At 41.8% G+C, this 19,216-nt stretch carries 21 protein-coding genes; 6 read left to right on the top strand and 15 right to left on the bottom strand.

The features are described from left to right. Positions 1-235: 235 nt before the first annotated feature. Positions 236-1,096 (bottom strand): nucleotidyltransferase-like protein, encoded by an 861-nt coding sequence (locus DH10bf12_RS09840; protein WP_471735149.1) that lies wholly within the window; start codon positions 1,094-1,096, stop codon positions 236-238. Between the two features lie 153 nt (positions 1,097-1,249). Between DH10bf12_RS09840 and DH10bf12_RS09835 the strand changes: the two genes are divergently transcribed. Next, on the top strand, positions 1,250-1,615 hold the full coding sequence (locus DH10bf12_RS09835; protein ID WP_471735148.1) for a YgzB family protein: 366 nt from the start codon (positions 1,250-1,252) through the stop codon (positions 1,613-1,615). 38 nt (positions 1,616-1,653) lie between these two features. On the opposite strand, the gene perR is transcribed toward DH10bf12_RS09835, so the two are convergent. The 4 genes from perR to DH10bf12_RS09815 all read right to left on the bottom strand — a co-directional run bounded on the left by perR (position 1,654) and on the right by DH10bf12_RS09815 (position 5,102). After that, the gene (gene perR / locus DH10bf12_RS09830) at positions 1,654-2,100 is read right to left on the bottom strand and encodes a peroxide-responsive transcriptional repressor PerR (RefSeq protein WP_471735147.1); all 447 of its coding nucleotides are present in this window, start codon (positions 2,098-2,100) and stop codon (positions 1,654-1,656) included. A 306-nt stretch (positions 2,101-2,406) separates the two neighbouring features. Continuing rightward, the gene (locus tag DH10bf12_RS09825) at positions 2,407-3,948 is read right to left on the bottom strand and encodes an AbgT family transporter (RefSeq protein ID WP_471735146.1); all 1,542 of its coding nucleotides are present in this window, start codon (positions 3,946-3,948) and stop codon (positions 2,407-2,409) included. A gap of 228 nt (positions 3,949-4,176) precedes the next feature. Next, positions 4,177-4,650, bottom strand: a complete 474-nt coding sequence (gene bcp, locus DH10bf12_RS09820) for a thioredoxin-dependent thiol peroxidase (RefSeq protein WP_471735145.1) — start codon at positions 4,648-4,650, stop codon at positions 4,177-4,179. 47 nt (positions 4,651-4,697) lie between these two features. Then, positions 4,698-5,102: an ion channel gene (locus DH10bf12_RS09815; RefSeq protein WP_471735144.1), complete on the bottom strand. Its 405-nt coding sequence runs from the start codon at positions 5,100-5,102 to the stop codon at positions 4,698-4,700. Positions 5,103-5,181: 79 nt separating this feature from the next. Here DH10bf12_RS09815 and DH10bf12_RS09810 point away from each other — a divergent pair, with 79 nt between their 5' ends. Both DH10bf12_RS09810 and DH10bf12_RS09805 read left to right on the top strand, forming a co-directional pair. After that, positions 5,182-6,468, top strand: coding sequence for a glutamate-1-semialdehyde 2,1-aminomutase (locus DH10bf12_RS09810; RefSeq protein ID WP_471735143.1), 1,287 nt, complete (start codon positions 5,182-5,184; stop codon positions 6,466-6,468). Between the two features lie 135 nt (positions 6,469-6,603). Beyond that, a complete protein-coding gene (locus DH10bf12_RS09805; protein WP_471735142.1) occupies positions 6,604-7,719 on the top strand; it encodes an FUSC family protein in 1,116 nt (371 codons plus the stop codon). Positions 7,720-7,757: 38 nt separating this feature from the next. On the opposite strand, the gene DH10bf12_RS09800 is transcribed toward DH10bf12_RS09805, so the two are convergent. From DH10bf12_RS09800 to mutY, 6 genes are all read right to left on the bottom strand, one after another. Then, positions 7,758-9,503 carry an ABC transporter ATP-binding protein gene (locus DH10bf12_RS09800; protein WP_471735141.1) on the bottom strand — a complete coding sequence of 582 codons (1,746 nt, stop codon included), beginning with the start codon at positions 9,501-9,503 and terminating at the stop codon, positions 7,758-7,760. A 344-nt stretch (positions 9,504-9,847) separates the two neighbouring features. Next, on the bottom strand, positions 9,848-10,393 hold the full coding sequence (gene ntdP / locus DH10bf12_RS09795) for a nucleoside tri-diphosphate phosphatase (RefSeq protein ID WP_039808126.1): 546 nt from the start codon (positions 10,391-10,393) through the stop codon (positions 9,848-9,850). A gap of 132 nt (positions 10,394-10,525) precedes the next feature. Further along, complete coding sequence (locus DH10bf12_RS09790; protein ID WP_471735140.1) at positions 10,526-10,762, bottom strand: YgaB family protein; 237 nt, start codon at positions 10,760-10,762, stop codon at positions 10,526-10,528. Between the two features lie 125 nt (positions 10,763-10,887). Beyond that, positions 10,888-11,064, bottom strand: coding sequence for a gamma-type small acid-soluble spore protein (locus tag DH10bf12_RS09785; RefSeq protein WP_039808123.1), 177 nt, complete (start codon positions 11,062-11,064; stop codon positions 10,888-10,890). Positions 11,065-11,122: 58 nt separating this feature from the next. Beyond that, a complete protein-coding gene (gene fabL, locus DH10bf12_RS09780; RefSeq protein WP_471735139.1) occupies positions 11,123-11,869 on the bottom strand; it encodes an enoyl-[acyl-carrier-protein] reductase FabL in 747 nt (248 codons plus the stop codon). 15 nt (positions 11,870-11,884) lie between these two features. Beyond that, positions 11,885-12,979, bottom strand: coding sequence for an A/G-specific adenine glycosylase (gene mutY, locus DH10bf12_RS09775; protein WP_471735138.1), 1,095 nt, complete (start codon positions 12,977-12,979; stop codon positions 11,885-11,887). A gap of 134 nt (positions 12,980-13,113) precedes the next feature. Between mutY and DH10bf12_RS09770 the strand changes: the two genes are divergently transcribed. Further along, the gene (locus DH10bf12_RS09770; RefSeq protein WP_404408430.1) at positions 13,114-14,097 is read left to right on the top strand and encodes a metal-dependent hydrolase; all 984 of its coding nucleotides are present in this window, start codon (positions 13,114-13,116) and stop codon (positions 14,095-14,097) included. A 217-nt stretch (positions 14,098-14,314) separates the two neighbouring features. On the opposite strand, the gene DH10bf12_RS09765 is transcribed toward DH10bf12_RS09770, so the two are convergent. Continuing rightward, complete coding sequence (locus DH10bf12_RS09765) at positions 14,315-14,578, bottom strand: YfhJ family protein (RefSeq protein ID WP_471735137.1); 264 nt, start codon at positions 14,576-14,578, stop codon at positions 14,315-14,317. Then, entirely contained in the window at positions 14,575-14,910 is a 336-nt protein-coding gene (locus DH10bf12_RS09760) for a YfhH family protein (RefSeq protein WP_404408426.1), read from the bottom strand. Before DH10bf12_RS09760 ends, DH10bf12_RS09765 begins: the two co-directional genes overlap by 4 nt. A gap of 94 nt (positions 14,911-15,004) precedes the next feature. Here DH10bf12_RS09760 and DH10bf12_RS09755 point away from each other — a divergent pair, with 94 nt between their 5' ends. Then, positions 15,005-15,664, top strand: a complete 660-nt coding sequence (locus DH10bf12_RS09755) for an SDR family NAD(P)-dependent oxidoreductase (protein WP_471735136.1) — start codon at positions 15,005-15,007, stop codon at positions 15,662-15,664. A gap of 39 nt (positions 15,665-15,703) precedes the next feature. On the opposite strand, the gene recX is transcribed toward DH10bf12_RS09755, so the two are convergent. Continuing rightward, the gene (gene recX, locus DH10bf12_RS09750) at positions 15,704-16,507 is read right to left on the bottom strand and encodes a recombination regulator RecX (RefSeq protein WP_471735135.1); all 804 of its coding nucleotides are present in this window, start codon (positions 16,505-16,507) and stop codon (positions 15,704-15,706) included. Positions 16,508-16,669: 162 nt separating this feature from the next. On the opposite strand from recX, the gene DH10bf12_RS09745 reads away from it, so the two are divergent. Further along, positions 16,670-17,575, top strand: a complete 906-nt coding sequence (locus DH10bf12_RS09745) for a TIGR01777 family oxidoreductase (RefSeq protein WP_471735134.1) — start codon at positions 16,670-16,672, stop codon at positions 17,573-17,575. A gap of 225 nt (positions 17,576-17,800) precedes the next feature. Here DH10bf12_RS09745 and DH10bf12_RS09740 read toward each other — a convergent pair whose 3' ends face one another. Beyond that, the gene (locus tag DH10bf12_RS09740; protein ID WP_471735133.1) at positions 17,801-19,192 is read right to left on the bottom strand and encodes an aldehyde dehydrogenase; all 1,392 of its coding nucleotides are present in this window, start codon (positions 19,190-19,192) and stop codon (positions 17,801-17,803) included. Positions 19,193-19,216 lie beyond the last annotated feature (24 nt).

Genomic DNA, 19,216 nt, shown 5'->3' with positions numbered 1-19,216 from the left:
AGCGACTTTCTTATATTAGCATAATTTATTTCACTGCGTCAATAAGTTTTTTAAATTTTATTTTGTCGCGTTAATGCCGCCTCATCAGCGACATTTACTATCTTAACAAGGGTTTCATCAAAGATCAATAGATTTTTAAAAAGTTTTTCAAAAAACATGTTTTCAGATTATTCCCGGAAAATTGAAAGCTTGTGATCAAAGAGAAAAGAGCAGGATCTGACCCGCTCTTTTACAGTCACACATAATAATGTCTGTGATAAATCCCTTTACCTTTGGTTTCAACCGGCTGCGTATATATGACTCCTTTTTCAAGAAGGAATTCAATCATAACTGCAAGATCTACAGAATAATAGCTTAGTTCTTCGTGGAGATGTAAGTCCTGAAAACTCCAGCTATCCTCTTCTTCCATTATACTGACTAAGTGACTTGATCCGACTTCCATTCTTGAATGAATCAGAAATTCACTTGCGAGGAATAATAGCTCAAGTCTTTTTTCGAGACTTTCCTCACTGTTGACCAGCTCTTCATAAAGCTTATAGATTTCAGGTTCGATTTGTCTGACCTGATTCCATACAGTTACTTCAGGATGAAATCCATTTTCGATTACAGCAAGTCTTGCTAAATGATGCAGTGAGTGAACTACATGATTGTAGGCATCGAGAAAGTGTCTGGATTCAAAAAAAGCTTTTCCATCCATATATCTTCTGATTAACTTCGCATATTCAATGCCCATTTTGATTTTGCGTCCATAGAAAGGAAAGTCTTTTAATTCCTGGCGCAGCTGATCAATAAATTCATTGCGGTCAAATACAGCTCTGCCATTTAAAAGCCAGTCCACTACTTTCCGGTTTGATCCGAGCAGCAACCATTCTCTCAGACGGGATTCTGTTACGATATGCATCGCCGCTTTTTTATCTTCATAGGTGTAATGCTTAATAAAGATTGGACGATCTGCTTCTTTTACAATGATCAGCAGAATGGTATCGAATGTATCAGTGATTGGACTTTTTTTATCTCGTTTTTCCATAATGACAATACCTAAAGTGTTGGTCTGGCTGGCCCGCTCCTGATAGATTGGACGTAGAATATCTTCCATATGTAATGGCTCCTTCGCTTTTAAGTTGCTCCCCTACATCTATTCGACAAAAGCTTTTGATTTCCTTCATTTGATTTCTTAAATAATCCGTCACGATTTCATTATTTTGTTATCAGGTTTCTATGATATAGTAAAAGTTCAGGAGGGACAATTATGGCAAAAGCTTATTCAAATAAAATTAACAAAATCCGTTCATTTGCGCTTGCGCTTGTTTTTATCGGCGTAATCATCATGTATGGAGGAATTTTCTTTAGAGACAATCCGATTATCATGCTGATTTTTATTGTACTCGGAATGTTATCCATTTTATTCAGTATGGTCGTATATTTCTGGATCGGCATGCTTTCTACTAAAGCAGTGGTCGTTACCTGTCCAAACTGCGAAAAACAGACAAAGGTACTTGGCCGGGTGGACATGTGTATGTACTGCCGTGAACCTCTTACACTTGATCCGGACCTTGAGGGCAAAGAGTTCAATGAGGGTTATAATAAAAAGAAGAAACAATCGACTCAAAGCTAATTAAAAAAGCAGTTCCTTTTTAAAAGGAACTGCTTTTTTTAATGCGCAGCAGATTTGGCTTCGCAATCTTTACATGTACCGTATACTTCCATACGGTGGTTACTTACTTTAAAACCTGTTACGTGAGAAGCTAAGTGTTCAACCTCATCGAGACCCGGATAATGAAAATCCACAATCTTTCCGCATTCTTCACAAATTGCATGATAATGATCGGTTGTAACAAAATCGAAACGACTTGAAGAATCTCCGTAAGTAAGCTCTTTAACAAGTCCTACTTCACGAAATACGCGCAGATTGTTATAAACAGTAGCCACACTCATGTTTGGAAACTTACCTTCTAGTGCTTTATAAATCTCATCAGCGGTCGGGTGTGACATAGCGCCTACCAGATACTCCAAAATCGCATGACGCTGAGGAGTAATACGTACTCCAGTCCCTTTCAGTGAATCTAATGCGTCTCTTAATTGCACTTCTGACACCGCCATGCACCTTCTTTCTATATAAAGTCTTTCTTTATAATCTTTATAAATAGTGTAACTGTCATTTATTATATTTGTCAAATATCTATCAGTTATTTGACTTCTGTTTTCCGCTCCCGGGGGACGCTTTCCGTGACCGGGCGTTGAGCCCGCAGGTTTTGCCACGCCCGGTCTCACCTGTCACTTCCTGCCACAAGAGTCGCCCCCTTAACCTTCAATCACCAGCTGTGCTAAAACACTGATAGTCTTTTAAAAAGCGATGAATTTAAATATAAAGAAAGGACTCCTGGAAAAGGAGTCCTTTTAAATCGTTTAGTTATTATAAAAAATGTTGGCACCTGGTCCGAGATCGATAGGTGTATACATAAACACAAGCAGCATAATCATCCATACGATCGAGAATACAATCGTGTAAGGGATCATTGTTGCAATCAGTGTACCAATCCCAACCTTCTTGTCATACTTCTGTGCAAATGCGATGACAATTGCAAAGTATGGCATCAGTGGAGAAATGATGTTTGTTGTTGAATCAGCAATACGGTAAAGTACCTGAGTGAATTCAGGCGCATATCCAAGCTGCATCATAATTGGAACAAATACCGGTGCCATAAATGCCCATTTAGCAGATGATGATCCGATAAAGATATTAATTACACCCACAACGAACATAAAGGCAAGTACAAGTAACATGCCATCAAGGCCTGCATCACTTAACCAGCCCGCTGCATTGTAGGCAAAGATTTGACCGAGATTACTCGTGTTAAAGTAAGCAACGAACTGACCTGCTGCAAAGGCAAGTACAATGTACATGCCCATTGTCGCCATTGTGTCACCCATCTGCTCAGCAACATCCGTGTCGCTCTTAATCTTCTTCGTTACCAGACCAAATACAAGACCCGGGATCAGGAAGAAGATAAATAGAATTGGTACAAGCGTCTGGAAGAAAGGCGCATTCAGGATATCATCATTTGGAAGTCCTGCGCGCAGCGGCCCCCATGACGGAACGACAAGTAATGCAATCAGTGCTGAAGTAACGATGATTGAGATAAGCGCTCCCCAAAGACCTTTTTTCTCTTCAGGGCGAACCGTTGTCATATCTTCGCCTTCTTCACCTGTATATGAACCTTTGTACGTTCCGAGACGCGGCTCTACGATTTTTTCAGTTACAAATGTACCTGCAATTGTCAGCAGAACAACTGAAGCGATCATAAAGTAGTAGTTCATCAGTATGTTCATGCCTTCAGCGTAACCTGCATCAACTGTAGCTGCTGCTGCAATTGTCAGATCACCTAAAAGCGGATCAAGTGATGTAACAAGAAGGTTTGCTGAGAAACCTGCTGATACACCGGCGAATGCCGCTGCAAGACCAGCAAGAGGATGACGGCCAAGACCGGCGAATAATACCGCTCCAAGCGGTGTAAGTACGACGTAACCTGCATCAGCAGCCATCGATGACATAATACCACCGAATACAAGTGCAGCTGTTAAAAGCTGTTTCGGTACTGATGTAACAAGTGCTTTCAGTGCTGCTGAGATCAGTCCTGAACGTTCAGCAATCCCAATACCAAGCATTGTCACAAGTACAGTTCCGAGTGGCGCGAATCCTGTAAAGTTTGTGACAGCTGACTCAAACATATACAGAATACCTTCAGAGCTTAAGAGATTAAAAACTGTAATCTCTTCACCTTCAGCATTATTTACCGACCAGCCAAGTGCTGAACCGAGTGCTGAAGCTAATACGACCATCGCTGCAAAAAGAAAGAACAGCGTTACTGGATGAGGAAGCTTGTTACCAACGCGCTCGATTCCATCAAGCCCTTTGGTAAAAAAACCTCGCTTTTTTGTAGCGTCCATCAAATCCCCCACTTTTTCACAAGAATCAATTTTCTAAAAACTTACCTGACGACAGGTAAAGCTATTATAAAGATTGCTTTCAAAATTTTAAACCCTTACAGGAATATCCAAAATAAAAACAATATTCACATGATTAAAAAAATGAGACTGAGACATCATCATGTCTCAGCCCGGGAATCGCTTTGCTTCACTAAAATAATCATAGAACTTTTTATCGCACTTTCATTCTTATTCACTTTGGTCTCTCAAATATTGAAGCGTCTCTTCCACATGCCCTTTCACTCTCACACCGCGCCACTCATTTAAAATGGTACCGTCCTTATCTATTGCAAATGTAGAGCGCACGATGCCCATGTATTCTTTACCGAATGTTTTTTTCAGCTGCCACACACCATAGTCTTCAGCGACTTTATGGTCTTCATCTACAAGCAGTGTAAATGGCAGGTCATGTTTGTCAGCAAACTTTTTGTGCTTTTCCTCAGGGTCCGGGCTGATGCCTAAAATGACAGCATCCAGCTCTTCGAATGATTCATGGTGATCTCTGAAATCACAGGCCTGCGTTGTACAACCCGGCGTCATATCTTTCGGGTAAAAATAAAGGACAACCTGTTTCTTCCCTTTAAAATCAGATAATGACACTTCAGATCCATCCTGTGTTTTCAAATTAAAATCAGGTGCTTTCTGACCTTTTTCTGCAGTCATCATATTCCCTCCTTGAGTTTCATAACTACAGCATAACCAACTGACCTTTATTTATCAAAAATTTGGCTGTCAGCCTTTGCGATCAGTGTCCAGATAACCGTTACAGGCAGGACCTGTCCGATAAATGCTGCTGAGACGGCAACAGCACGTCCTATGCCTTCAGGAATCATCTCTCCATTTCCAACTGAGAAGAGCATCATTGCACTGAAGTAAACCATAGATAAGAATAGCTCTACAAAAGAATAAGATTCAACCGGTTCAACGGCTTTGATACCTTCGATCAGCATGACGGTATAAATGATCGCAAAGCCTATTAATAAAACAGTATATGTTAAGCTTAAGTAAATGAAGTTTCTCAGCGAAAAGATATAGCCTTCCCACGGTAGCTTCAATAAAGATTTTACTGAGAATATCATGATACAAGTCGTTGCAATAACCAGCAGCCACCCCATGATCCAGCCACTCCTTTCGTTTGCAGATCTAATTTGATCATATTACAATACGGAAGAGTCAATGACAGGAGGAACTAAAATGAAACATACGAATTCTGAAGCGTTACATAGTGAAGCACTTGAACATATTGTCGGCGGAGTGAATAGCCCGTCTAGATCTTATAAAGCAGTGGGTGGCGGGTCGCCTGTTGCAATGGAAAGAGGAAAAGGCGCATATTTTTGGGATATCGATGGCAACAAGTACATCGACTACCTTGCAGCATATGGACCGATCATCACAGGTCATGCACACCCGCACATTACAAAAGCCATCACACATGCTGCTGAAACTGGTGTACTATATGGAACACCGACGAAATATGAAGTCACTTTTGCAAAAATGTTGAAAGAAGCCATGCCGGCAATGGAAAAAGTCCGATTTGTTAACTCAGGAACAGAAGCAGTCATGACAACAATTCGTGTGGCACGAGCTTATACAGGCAGAGATAAAATCATTAAATTTGCAGGATGCTACCATGGGCATTCTGACCTTGTACTGGTTGCAGCCGGTTCAGGCCCTGCTACACTCGGCACACCTGACTCAGCTGGTGTAACAAAAAACATAGCTAGTGAAGTAATAACCGTTCCATTTAATGAAATCGGACCGTTTAAAGAAGCGCTTGAGCGCTGGGGAGATGAGATCGCAGGCGTCCTCGTCGAACCGATTGTAGGGAATTTCGGTATTGTTGAACCTGAAGAAGGTTTCTTACAACAGGTTAATGAATTGACACATAAAGCAGGAGCGCTTGTGATTTATGATGAAGTGATTACTGCATTCCGTTTCATGTATGGCGGTGCACAGGATCTGCTTGATATTAAGCCTGACCTGACAGCGATGGGTAAAATCATTGGCGGCGGACTGCCAATCGGTGCTTATGGCGGCCGTGTGGATATCATGGAACAGATCGCTCCGCTTGGACCTGCATATCAGGCCGGAACAATGGCCGGCAACCCTGCTTCGATTCAGGCTGGTATTGCATGCCTTGAAGTCCTGAAGCAGCCTGGTGTCTACGAAGAAATGGATCGTCTTGGAGCTATTTTAGAAGAGGGGATCATGGCTTCAGCCGAAAAACATGATGTCACAATCACTATCAACCGGCTGAAAGGTGCACTGACGATCTACTTTACTGATCAAAAAGTTGTGAATTATGAGCAGGCCGAAGCAACAGACGGCGAGATTTTCGCCCGCTTCTTCAAGCTGATGCTCGAGCAGGGAATTAACCTTGCGCCTTCTAAATATGAGGCTTGGTTCCTTACAACCGAGCATACTGAAGAAGATATACGCCAAACGCTTGAAGCAGTGGATACTGCATTTGCAAGATTATAAGGATGAGGCATTTAAAGGAGGCGATTTCCATGTGAAAACGCCTCCTTTTTCTCTATAGCTATTTCTTGTTTAATTCTCTTGCAGTAAGCACTAATCCCATGTATATTACTACTATTGCCAAAGGCAATAATAAACGTGAGTTACGTTAAGAAAGGACTTATTTTATCCATGAAGCTTGGAGCCCGCGTATTAAAAACGGGAATTGCAATTGTCCTTGCTCTCTTTTTAGCTGAACAGCTGAATCTGCCGACTCCGATTTTTGCCGGAATTGCAGCAGCATTTGTCGTTCAGCCAACCATCTACCGTTCATTTGTCTCGATTCTTGAGCATATTCAGGCAAATGTCATCGGTGCAGCTGTAGCGATTGTTTTTGTATTACTATTTGGTAATGACGTTGTTGTCATAGGTTTTGCCGCTGTTATTGCAATTACAATCATTTTGAAGTTACGCATTGAATCAACGATTGGTCTGGCGCTTGTTACACTGATTGCGATTATGGAAGTACAGAATGAAGAGTTTATCACGTTTGCATTACTGAGGTTTGCAGCAATTATACTTGGCGTATTGTCATCATTCATTGTTAATCTTATCTTTTTACCGCCGAAGTATGAAAACAGACTGTTCCATCATATCTCTACAACGACTGATGATATGATCAAATGGATCAGACTGAGTACACGTCATGCGACTGAGCACCAGCTGCTTAAAAAAGATATTGAAAAGTTTAAAGAACGGTTAATGAAAATTGATCAGATTTATCTTTTATATAAAGAAGAGCGCGGGATTATTAAAAAGAACTCCGTTGCAAAAACCAGAAAGCTGGTTGTATACCGGCAGATGATTTCAACTGAAAGAAGAAGCTTTGAAATACTGAAGCGTCTTCACCGTTTTGAAAATGATATTCATCATGTGCCGGAATCACTGCAGCTGATAATCCAGGAGCAGCTCGACTGTCTGATGAGCTATCATGAACAGCTGCTGATGAGATTTGCCGGTAAAATTAAACCTTCTATTGATAACGAGCAGATTAATCATACGTGTATGAATCATAAAGAGCTGACAGATATCTTTATGAAAGAAGTCAATCAAGCACGTGATGAAGAGGAAAATAGCGGGTACCACCTGCTGCATGTCCTGTCTGCTATGCTTGAATACGAAGAGCACTTGTCCCATCTTGATACACTGATTGCATCTATGCAGTGCTATCATCAGGAGGATCAGGAAGTAAAATTACAGGAACGCGATATATAGAAAAATGCGATTGGGAGGCTTCCCAATCGCATTTTTTATTATTCACCTAGCTGCTGTACCTGAAACAGGTTATAGTAAAGACCCTTTTTCTCCATCAACTGGTGATGTGATCCGCTTTCTGCAATCTGGCCGTGATTAATTAAAATAATACGGTCAGCATGTGTGATCGTGGATAATCTGTGTGCCACAATAAAAGTCGTACGGTCCTTTGCTAGCTTTTCGATTGAATCCTGAATCAGCTGTTCACTTTCAAGATCGAGTGCTGAAGTTGCCTCATCCATGATCAGGATCGGCGGGTTTTTAAGGAAGACCCGTGCAATCGCGACCCGCTGCTTCTGACCGCCTGAGAGCTTAACGCCTCTCTCTCCCACCTTCGTGTTATATCCTTCCGGCAGTTCCATGATAAAGTGATGCGCGTTAGCTGCCTTGGCCGCTGCGATTACTTCCTCCTCGGTTGCTTCAGGGTTCCCCATTTTGATATTCATCAATACAGATTCACTGAATAGAATGTTATCCTGCAGCACCATCCCAATCTGGTTTCTCAGGCTGCGCGCCTGAACATCGCGGATATCTGTGCCATCAAGCAGGACTCTGCCTTTTGTTACATCATAAAAGCGCGGGATCAGACTGACAATGGTGGATTTACCACCTCCACTCATCCCGACAAAAGCAACTGTTTCACCGGCACGAACATGAAGATGAACATCTTTTAATACATCTTCTTCTTTTTCATCATAAGTAAAGGATACATGGTCAAAAACGACTTCTCCCCTAACATTTGTCACTTCTTTTGCATCTGGTTTATCATCGACATCGTACTTTTCATCAACAAGTTCAAATACGCGGTCCATCGATGCAATTGACTGAACGAGCGTGGTTGAGCTATTAACAAGTCTTCTGAGCGGATTATATAAACGCTCGACGTAAGCAATAAATGCCACCATTACACCCAGTGTCAGATCACCATTGATTACACTGTATCCTGCATAACCAATCACAATCAGTGGTGCAATGTCTGTAATTGTATTCACAACAGCGAATGCTTTTGCATTCCACTTAGTCTGATCAATTGCTTTATCAAGGAAGTTACTATTACGCTGATCAAACTGATTTTGTTCATAAGGTTCTACCGCAAAACTCTTAATGACACTCATGCCTTGAACACGTTCATGTAAATACCCCTGCACCTCAGCGAGCGCCTGTGAACGATAGCGCGTTAATGAACGGAGTCTGCCAAAGAAATACTGAACTGAAAATGCATAGAGCGGGAAAACAATTAATGAGACCAATGTCAGCTTCACATCATAGCTCAGCATAATGGCTACTGCGATCAAAATAGTTGCCACATCAAGCCAAAGGTTCATCAGCCCTGTCATGACAAAGTTTTTTGTCTGCTCGACATCATTAATTACCCGGGAAATAACTTCTCCTGCCCTCGTATTGGAATAATATTTAAAGCTCAGCTTCTGCAGGTGGGAAAACAGCTGATCTCTAATATCAAACAAAATTTTATTGCTTGTCCACTGTGCAAAATATTGTCTGTAATACTCAACCGGCGGCCTCATGACTACAAAAAGAATCATTGCCCCGCCTATAATCCAGTAAAGCTGGTTCAGCTTTTCGTCTGTACTCATATCCCCGTTAACAATATCATCAATCACATATTGAATCAGTACCGGTATTAACAGGGGAATGGCAAATTTTATTACACCGATAATCAGCGTAAAGATAATCTGCCATTTATATGGCGCAACAAATTTCATATATCTTTTAATACTGTCCATTCGGATTCCCCTCCTTATTTATATGGTCTTTGTTAAAATTGGCTGTTGATGTCCGCTTCAGGGGGACGCTTTCCGCGGCCGGGCGGTGAGCCCCTCCGGCTTCGCCGTATGGTCTCACCTGTCCCTTTCCGCCGCAGGAGTCGCCCCCTTACGCTTCAATCATCAGCTGTGCATAAAAGTAGATGGATTTTTAAAACGATGTCTTTAAAAATCATTCAGTTAACGCTAATAAATATTAGTAAAATCACCCAAAGTGAATTTCTCTAGTTTTAATTAAGAGACACATTCATATGGATAAAAACATAAAAAAACCTGTTGAAACTGGCCAACAGGAATGGTCGTGTTCATTCTTTTAAGCGGTATCTTTTTTGAAATTGATATCGGCTGTACCAGACATCGATAAAATCCGGAGCAAACGGGCCTCTTCTCTGCTTAATCCAGCGAATCAGCTTATCAACATTACGCTGAAGAATTCTGTCGATGACCGGTGGATACCCCATCAGCTTCCTGTGTTCTTCATACTCATCCTCATCAAGCAATGTGTAAGACATATCAGGATATACTTTAATATCAAGATCATAATCGATATATTTCACTGCTTTATCCTCATATACAAAAGGTGAGCTTAAATTACAATAGTAATAAACTCCGTCATCCCGAAGCATACAAATGATGTTAAACCAGTGCTCTGCATGAAAGTAACAGATCGCAGGCTCTCTTGTCAGCCATGTACGCCCGTCAGACTCAGTGACAATTGTACGGTCATTGCCTCCGATGACAATGTTTCTTGTCCCTTTAAGGACAGTCGTTTCCTGCCAGACCCGGTGAATGAGCCCATCATGTTTGTAGCTGTGTATTTGTATACTCTGCCCTTCTACTGGTAGCGTCATCCTCCATCTCCTGCCTTTGAATAAGAAATTTACATTTTCCTGATAATATTCAGGTCCGCTCATGTATGTATTTCACTATTATAACCTTTTCATAAAAAAAGAGCCACCCAGACGGGCAGCCGCTTAAAAGTTCTATTCTGATGGCGTGTTAATGACTTCAGTCATCTGCTGATCAAACATTTCCTGGACGTGCTTAAGCTTGCAATCCAATTCCTGCAGCTGAGCGCTGAGCTGTTCTGCAGAATCATGAATTTCCATCTTCATTAGAAAGTCTCTCATCTTCTTTTTCTTTTCCAGTTCTGCGTAGAGGTGAAGCAACTCCTCCGCTGTTTCCATTTGCTGATAAACCTTTTCTTTGAATGCATTCATAAGTTAAAATCCCTCCCGATAAGAAGAGATTCAACTTTTCTGCTGAATTCCCTTTGACTTCTTTTGTCGTCTGTCCGGAAAAATCACGACAAAAAACCGCCCTAAGGCGGTTTTTCCGACAAATATTAGCGTTTGTTTTGCTGGTTTTGATTTCCTTTATTAGCTTCAGATTGCTTGTTTTGCTGTTTTACTTCAGCAGCATTTGTTTCTGAAGCGAACTCTTCAGCAAATGCACCTGCATTTTGCTGCTTTACTTTTTCAACGTTTGTGCCGGCTTGTGTTTTGTTTGGCTGTTTTTTCATTGAGATCTCACCTCCGTGAAACTTAATATGTTCCGGAGAGGGAGATCTTATTCATGGATTACACAAGAAGTGATCGGCCGCCGTCTACAATGATTGTCTGACCGCAGATCATTGAAGAATCGTCTGATACAAGGAAGAGAATTGTTTTTACAATATCGTCAATCTCAACCATTCTGCCAGCAGGGGTTTTACTTCTTGCGTCTTCGAGCAGTTCTTCTCGGTTCGGGAAGTGTGTTAACGCTTCAGTATCAATTGCACCGCCCGATACTGCATTAACAACAATTTTTTTCGGCGCAAGTTCTACTGCAAGATAGCGTGTTAATGCTTCAAGCGCTGCTTTTGATACGCCTACTGTCGTGTAGTTGTCCAGATAGCGGATTGAGCCGAGTGATGAAATGCTGACAATTCTTCCACCTTCTTCAGGCATTAGTTTTACCGCTTCCTGCGCGCAGAACAGCAGTGCTTTACTATTAATGTTCATCGTCCAGTTCCAGTGTGATTCTTCAAGTTCCATCGCAGGTCTGAGAACGCCTGAAGCTGCATTATTAATAAAAACATCCAGTCTGCCAAAGTGCTCTTTTACCTGCTCAAACATATATTTAATTTTTTCATTATCTCCAACATTTGCACGTACAATTAATACTTTCCGGCCCATCTCTTCAATCTGGGCTGCTGTTTCCTGCGCTGCCTTTTTACTTCTTGCATAGTTGATGACGATATCATACCCTTTTGCAGCCAGTGCGATTGCTGCTGCTTTGCCTACACCTCTGCTGCTTCCTGTTACTAAAGCTACTTTGTTTGTCATGTTATGGTCTCCTTTTTACGTTAACTCTTTCCAGCGGTTTGCAATCTTCCTGTGTGAAACAGGCATTGCAAGCAATTCAATTTCATCATTTGATACCCATTTCGTCTGTTCAGGGAGTTCAGCTGGTTGATTCACCCTTGCTTTTCCAACCTGCATTTTCCAGATCAGATGTGTAAAGATATGATCCTGAACCATCCATTCTTCATCTGTAATTATAGCTTCAACGTGATAATCAGATAATAAAAGTTCAGCCATTTGACTGCGGACGTCTGATCCCTCTTTTTCAAAGCTTGGGAATTCCCACATATTTGCAAGCAGCCCCTGCTCCGGTCTTTGAGTGACGAGCACCTCACCTTTATTATTTTCTGTGATAACTGTCAGCAGTTCAACCGTTTTTGCAGCTTTCTTTTTACTTTTAACAGGAAGCTCCTGCTGTGTACCCTCTTCAAATGCGGTGCAATGTGACTGGACCGGACAAAGGAAACATGATGGTGAGGTCGGTGTGCAGACAATCGCACCAAGTTCCATTAATGCCTGGTTAAAATATGAAGGGTTCTCTTTATAAATCAGTTCTCTGATTGCCGCTTCAAAAATCTTTCTTGATGCGGGCTTTGCAATATCATCCGAGATCGATAAAATCCTGGACATGACTCTCATCACATTGCCATCAACTGCCGGCTCTGGCTTATCATAAGCGATACTTAAGATTGCGCCAGCCGTATAAGGACCTACTCCTTTTAAAGCAGAAATTTCTTTAGGATTATCTGGTACAATTCCATGATAAGTTTCATGGACTTCCCTCACAGCTGCCTGAAGATTTCTCGCCCGTGAGTAATAGCCAAGACCTTCCCAGGCTTTTAACACCTGATCTTCAGGGGCATTAGCGAGGGCTTCAACAGTCGGAAACTGTTCCATAAAACGATTATAGTAAGGAATAACAGTATCCACCCTTGTCTGCTGAAGCATAATTTCAGATACCCAAACTCTGTAGGGATCCTGATTCTCTCTCCAGGGCAGGTCTCTCATTTCCTGCTCAAACCAGCTAACCAGATCATCACCAAATTTTTTGGCATTTACATTTTTTATTCGCTTTTCTAGTTCTTCATTCATAAATATCCATCCTTTATGTTAGCTCACTTAAAATCAAGGGAATAGTGTATTGATAGGCAGATCGTTTCTTGCAATATATAATTAAATTGAGACATAATAAAAAACCGAACTCTACGCAAAGGAGGGGTTGCAATTTGGATACTGGTACTCATATCGTAATGGGTTTTGCAATTGGCGGTCTGGCTGCCATTGATCCGGTCGTTGCAAACGACCCTGCAACTGCCCAAAGTGTATTAATAGCAGCTGTCATCGGTTCACAGGCACCTGATGCTGATACTGTACTGAAGCTGCGTAATAATGCTGTTTATATCAGGCACCACCGGGGGATAACACATTCGGTTCCTGCTGTGATGCTCTGGCCAATTGCCATTACAGCTGCGATCTATCCATTCTTCCCTGAAGCGAACCTGCTTCATTTATGGCTATGGACGTTCCTAGCAGTGTTTCTGCATGTATTTGTTGATATTTTCAATAGTTACGGGACACAGGCACTTCGACCATTTTCATCAAGATGGGTAGCACTTGGTGTGATCAATACATTTGACCCGATTATTTTTGGTATTCACATTATAGGGCTTATTATATGGGGATTTGGTGCAAATCCGGTACCGACTTTTCTCATTATGTATACAGTGATCGTCGGATATTATATTGTCCGGTTCATGCTTCAGTCCGCAGTCCGGCATTCAATCAAAAACACAATCCCTAAAGCAGATAATGTCATTATCGCACCAACGATCCGCTTTTACCAATGGCGAATCGCTGCAGAAACAAAAGAACACTTTTATGTAGGACGTGCTTACGGAAGATCCATTACCATCTATGATAAATTCAAGAAAAAATCGATTCCTGATAATGAGATTTTCCAAAAAGCGAAAACTGATCGTAACGTCTCAGCCTTCCTTTCATTTTCACCGTTGTACCGCTGGGAGCTTAGTGAAGGTGATGATCAGTATGAGGTAAGGTTTATCGATTTAAGATACCGCAGTAATGATCATTATCCGTTTGTGGCAGTTGTTCAGATGGATAAGGACCTTGATATTCAGAGCTCTTATACGGGCTGGATTTTCAGTGAAGAGAAGCTGCAGAAGAAACTGGATATACTTCCGAATGAATAGGTAAGAGCCTGGGACATTGTCTCAGGCTCTTTTAATCGTTCCACTGCGCTTCAGAGGGACTTCGCGGCCGGGCGGTGAGCCCGCAGGCTTCGCCATGTCTGGTCTCGCACGTCCCTTCCTGCCACAGGAGTCGCCCCCTTCCGCTTCGTTCCACTTAGTGTATATAAATATAAAGAATGTAGTTACCATGAACCATCTTTTTGAACATACTTATTAATTAATGAATATCATCATTCTTCAAAATCGCTGCATATTTTTCGTTCATGGCTGCGACTTCTTTGATTCTGCCACCGTAGTTGTCGATCCACTGCTCCACAATTCTTCTCGACATTTCTTCTCCCTGATATTCATAACCTGCTTTTGCATAGGTTGCTTCAAAGTCTTCTCTTAAAAGATCAATCAGCATACCAGCTTTTTCTTCAGACAGTGTCGGATCCTTCAACCTGAGTTTATCAATTAATGCCTGTCTTTCCTCACTCATGATTGACCTCCTTTTTTGTTTTCAAGCAGAGAGATTGGCAGTGCTTCAAGCTGTCTTTCCCCGCCAAGTCTATAGCCCCATGCGAACACACCGTTCAGGTAATCAATTTTGAAATATTTACCCGGGTCATTTTTAATCGCATAGACTTCCTGCTTTTTAAAATCTTTTGGATTCAACAAATAGGCTTCAGCCATAATCGCTTTTCTTTCCAATACTGCAAATTCATTCACGATTCCAAGTGCTTCAGCTTTACGTGCTTTTTCTTTGAGCTGGGCAATTTCCTGTTTCAGCTCGTGTTCAGTCAATGTACTGTATCTTTTTTCTGTGGACATGTTTAACACCTCATGAGCATTATAATAGACGCGCTGAACAAAATCACTGATTGTGGTAGGATTTTGTATATAATCAGTAAAAAGGAGAATTGATATGTCTAAAAAAATTGCTTTAATTACAGGAGCCGGCTCCGGTCTTGGAAAAGAACTTGCGCTGTTGTTCGGGCAGGATTATCACATTGTACTCGTTGGCAGAACGGCTGATAAGCTTGAAGACGTGGCATCACAAATCACTGATAGCACCGTTTTGACTACTGATGTAGCCAGCCCATCTTCCATTGAAAAGCTTTATGAACAGCTGTCAGAGAAGAATCTGCTGCCGGATCTGCTAATAAACAATGCCGGCGTGGGTCATTTCGGCAAAGCTGAGGGCTTGAGCTACGATCAGCTGAATGAAATGATGCATATCAATGCAATTGGACCAATGCTTTTAACGAATACGCTGCTGCCGGATATGAAAAAGAAGCAAAGCGGTATCATCTTAAATATTCTTTCTACAGCTGCGCAAAAAGGAAAAGTGAATGAAACCGGCTATGTCGCTTCAAAATATGCGTTCAGAGGCTATTCAGAAAGTCTGGCAAAAGAGGTTGCAGAAGATGGCATCCGCGTAGTGAGAGCTTATATGGGTGGAATGAATACACCATTTTGGGATCATAATCACTATATTTCAGACCCTGACAGACTTCCTGCGCCAAAAGAAATTGCTGAAAGAATTTATCATCAGATGGATCAGGATGAAATCCAGGCATCCTGATCAAAAGCGGCTGGTCCCTTTTATGAGGGTCAGCTGCTTTTAATCCTCTTCTTTCAGTTCTTCAATTGCCCAATCAATTTCATCCATTGTAAAACCTTTACGATAAAGTGCCTGCTTCATCTTCTGTTCATATTCGAACCCTTCGAACTTACGGGCATACTTGTTATGTGCTTTTGTTGCCTGTGAAAGAACAGCCGTTTTTTGTTCATCTTCGCTTCTTTCAACAGACAAATCTGCAAGGACTGCAGAGACTGTCTGGCCACTGTAGCCTTTTCTGGCAAGCGTATCCTGCGTCTTCTTTTTAATCTGAAGAGGTGAGAGTTTAGGGTTTTTCTTAATAACCTTATCCATAATTGCTGCCGCCCGCTCTTTCCATTCTTCTGCATTTCTCTCACTCATCAGTGCCTCAATGATTTCATTTGAAATGCCTTTTTCTTTTAAGCCTGTTTTGATCTGAAGAGGGCCTTTATCAGTCGTGTTCACTTTTGTATTAATAAACGCTTTTGCAAATTCTTCATCATTCACATAGCCATACCGTCTCAATTTATGGAGTGTCTCATCGATTGCTGCTTCTCCCATTTCGTGTTCGAGAAGATAGTCAGCAATTTCTTTTTCAGACCTCATCCGGTAACTCAAGTAGACAAGTGCCTTATTGAACCCTTTTCGAATCTGGTCCTCATATTCAATCTCACCTATATCAAAATCATCAATTTCTTTATTTTTCTGAAGCTGATACTGCACGATTATAGCTTCATCCACACTAAATGCATACTTGCCATCAAGAAATATATTATAGCGTTCTTCATTACGCTTTTGCTTTGTGATCTTTGTAATTACGGGCATGAGAAACACCTCCAACCAAACAATATCATATTTTTCTGAAACACGCTGTGTGCAGGTTCAGAAAGATCAAAACACATTATTACACCCCACGACACATGTAAAGAAGGGATTCAGGGTATGAAAGTTGAAAGAGTATTTATTAACAGTGCTGGAGGGATTTAGATGAATATTTTATTAAGCGGAGGAACCGGCTTTGCAGGTAAGTCCATTACAAAACTGCTGACTGAAAAAGGACATGACGTATTTATTCTTACCAGAAACCCTGATAAGAAGAATCAGCCTCATGTCACTTATATCAAGTGGCTGTCAGATGGTGCTGCACCTGAAAAAGAACTGCCTAAAATTGATGCGATTATTAACCTGGCAGGAGAGTCAATCAACAACGGCAGATGGAACGATGAACAAAAGAAGAAAATTTATGACAGCCGCATGGAAACGACAGATGAGATACTCAGACTGATTCGAGCGTTCGAGGAGACGCCTTCTGTGCTGGTCAATGCAAGTGCAATTGGCATTTACCCACCTTCAGAAACAAAGATCTATACTGAAGCCTCCAATGAAAGAGGAGATGATTTTCTTGCTGAAACAGTGGTTGACTGGGAACATAAAGCAAAGCTTGCTGAAGATGAAGGTGTCCGGGTAGTCTGCGCACGATTTGGGATCATTTTAGGAAAAGACGACGGAGCACTACCAAATATTGTCCTCCCTTATAAAATGATGGCCGGTGGCACAGTCGGTTCAGGCAGACAGTGGCTCTCATGGGTGCACCATGAAGACGTGGCAAGAGCCGTGTGGCATGCAATTGAAGACGAAACGCTAGAAGGTCCGGTAAATGTAACAGCACCTAATCCGATGAAAATGAAAGACTTCGGCAAAACAGTCGGCACCGTCTTAAACCGTCCGCACTGGATGCCGGTACCAGGCTTTGCTTTGAAGGTTGCGCTTGGGGATAAAAGTTCACTAGTACTAGAAGGAAATAAAGTCCTACCAAAAGTACTTGAAGAGCATGGCTTTACTTTTAAATATCCATTACTGCATGACGCGTTGAAAGAGATTTACAATAAATAAAGCATAAAAAATCCCTCTTCATTTTAAAGAAGAGGGATTTTTTATAACCTGTTAAAGGTGTATCGAAACGATTTCAGCTGAGTGTTGGAGTGGAGGGCGAAGACTCCTGCGGCGGAAAGGGACAGGTGAGACACCGTAATGCGAAGCATGGAGGTGGCTCACCGCCCGGCCGCGGAAAGCGAAGCCCTCCACGGAAACACTCAGCGGTTTTTAAAGACATATTTATTATCCAAGCAGCTTCTTAATCGTATCCAGACTCGTCTTATAAGGCGGGAATGCAAGCTTCACATCCACCTTCGTACTCTTCTTCATCATACTCTTCCGGTGTGTAAACGTATCAAAACTGTGCTTTCCGTGATACGCATTAACACCAGAATGCCCAACCCCGCCAAACGGCAGATTCTCATTCGACACATGACTCAGCGTATCATTCACACAACCGCCGCCAAACGAAATCCGGCCAAGCACCTGGTTTTCAGTATGACTGTTTTCAGTAAACACATACAGCGCCAGCGGCTTCGGATGCTCATTAATCATATTTATCGCATCGTCAAGGTTTGTATAAGTCAAAACAGGAAGCACCGGTCCGAAAATCTCATCCTCCATCGCAGCTGACGACCAGTCTGCGTTATCGAGAATCGTTGGCTCAATAAACTTATCATCACGATCCGTCTTCCCACCGTACGCAATCAGACCCTGGTCACGCTTGATGATATCCTGCAGACGATCAAAATGCTTTTCATTTACAATCCGGCCGTATTCATCGTTTTGCTGAATATCCTGCCCGTAAAATTCCTGAACGGTTTCTTTCAGCTTATCAACCAGCTGGTCCTTCACTGATTCATGCACAACAAGATAATCCGGAGCAATACAGGTCTGACCTGAATTAATCAGCTTACCCCACATAATTCTGCGTGCAGCTTTATCAAGGTCAGCTGTTTCATCTACAATTGTCGGACTCTTGCCGCCAAGCTCAAGTGTGTGAGGCACCAGATTTTTTGATGCTGCCTCCATCACAATTTTCCCGACAGGTACGCTGCCTGTGAAGAATAGATAATCAAATGGCGCATTGATTAATAATGATGTTTCTTCCTTCTCACCTTCCACTACTGACAAGTAGGCAGGATCAAAGTTATCTTCAATCATTTTCTTCACAACTTTTGCTGTTTCCGGCGTGCTCTCTGAAGGCTTCAGTACAGCGCAGTTACCGGCAGCCATCGCACCGATTAACGGTTCCACGAGCAGTTGAAAAGGATAGTTAAACGGTCCGATAATCAACACACTGCCATAAGGCTCCTTCATGATAAAGCTCTTAGAAGGCATTTGAAAAACAGGGGTTTTTACTTTTTCAGTTTCTGACCACTGTTTGACGTTTTTAATCATTGTTTTAATACTTTTCAGGGTAAAGCCGATTTCTGTGACATACCCCTCAAATTCATTTTTGCCAAGGTCTTTATTTAAAGCATTTAAAATGTCCTGTTCATGTTCCTTAATCACACGCTGCAGTCTTTTTAACTGACTGATGCGGAACTTTACATCCTTTGTTACACCACTTTGAAAAAAGGTTTTCTGCCGATCAATGATTGTCTGAACATCTTCTTTTGATTGTATATTCATTATCGTTCCTCCTTTTCCAGCAGG

This window comes from Jeotgalibacillus sp. 10bf12 (genome assembly GCF_055597105.1).
Note: the sequence above shows the minus strand (reverse complement) of the source record. Positions and strands in the feature narration are given on the sequence as shown.

Bases quoted from the DNA above. Each gene is read 5' to 3' on its own strand.
- DH10bf12_RS09755 (WP_471735136.1), top strand. From the start codon at position 15,005: ATGTCTAAAAAAATTGCTTTAATTACAGGAGCCGGCTCCGGTCTTGGA.
- DH10bf12_RS09740 (WP_471735133.1), bottom strand. From the start codon at position 19,192: ATGAATATACAATCAAAAGAAGATGTTCAGACAATCATTGATCGGCAG.
- ntdP (WP_039808126.1), bottom strand. From the start codon at position 10,393: ATGACGCTACCAGTAGAAGGGCAGAGTATACAAATACACAGCTACAAA.
- DH10bf12_RS09765 (WP_471735137.1), bottom strand. From the start codon at position 14,578: ATGAGTGAGGAAAGACAGGCATTAATTGATAAACTCAGGTTGAAGGAT.
- DH10bf12_RS09810 (WP_471735143.1), top strand. From the start codon at position 5,182: ATGAAACATACGAATTCTGAAGCGTTACATAGTGAAGCACTTGAACAT.
- bcp (WP_471735145.1), bottom strand. From the start codon at position 4,650: ATGACTGCAGAAAAAGGTCAGAAAGCACCTGATTTTAATTTGAAAACA.
- DH10bf12_RS09790 (WP_471735140.1), bottom strand. From the start codon at position 10,762: ATGAATGCATTCAAAGAAAAGGTTTATCAGCAAATGGAAACAGCGGAG.
- DH10bf12_RS09825 (WP_471735146.1), bottom strand. From the start codon at position 3,948: ATGGACGCTACAAAAAAGCGAGGTTTTTTTACCAAAGGGCTTGATGGA.
- recX (WP_471735135.1), bottom strand. From the start codon at position 16,507: ATGCCCGTAATTACAAAGATCACAAAGCAAAAGCGTAATGAAGAACGC.
- fabL (WP_471735139.1), bottom strand. From the start codon at position 11,869: ATGACAAACAAAGTAGCTTTAGTAACAGGAAGCAGCAGAGGTGTAGGC.
- DH10bf12_RS09815 (WP_471735144.1), bottom strand. From the start codon at position 5,102: ATGGGGTGGCTGCTGGTTATTGCAACGACTTGTATCATGATATTCTCA.
- DH10bf12_RS09840 (WP_471735149.1), bottom strand. From the start codon at position 1,096: ATGGAAGATATTCTACGTCCAATCTATCAGGAGCGGGCCAGCCAGACC.
- perR (WP_471735147.1), bottom strand. From the start codon at position 2,100: ATGGCGGTGTCAGAAGTGCAATTAAGAGACGCATTAGATTCACTGAAA.
- DH10bf12_RS09745 (WP_471735134.1), top strand. From the start codon at position 16,670: ATGAATATTTTATTAAGCGGAGGAACCGGCTTTGCAGGTAAGTCCATT.
- DH10bf12_RS09800 (WP_471735141.1), bottom strand. From the start codon at position 9,503: ATGGACAGTATTAAAAGATATATGAAATTTGTTGCGCCATATAAATGG.
- DH10bf12_RS09785 (WP_039808123.1), bottom strand. From the start codon at position 11,064: ATGAAAAAACAGCCAAACAAAACACAAGCCGGCACAAACGTTGAAAAA.
- DH10bf12_RS09760 (WP_404408426.1), bottom strand. From the start codon at position 14,910: ATGTCCACAGAAAAAAGATACAGTACATTGACTGAACACGAGCTGAAA.
- DH10bf12_RS09835 (WP_471735148.1), top strand. From the start codon at position 1,250: ATGGCAAAAGCTTATTCAAATAAAATTAACAAAATCCGTTCATTTGCG.
- mutY (WP_471735138.1), bottom strand. From the start codon at position 12,979: ATGAATGAAGAACTAGAAAAGCGAATAAAAAATGTAAATGCCAAAAAA.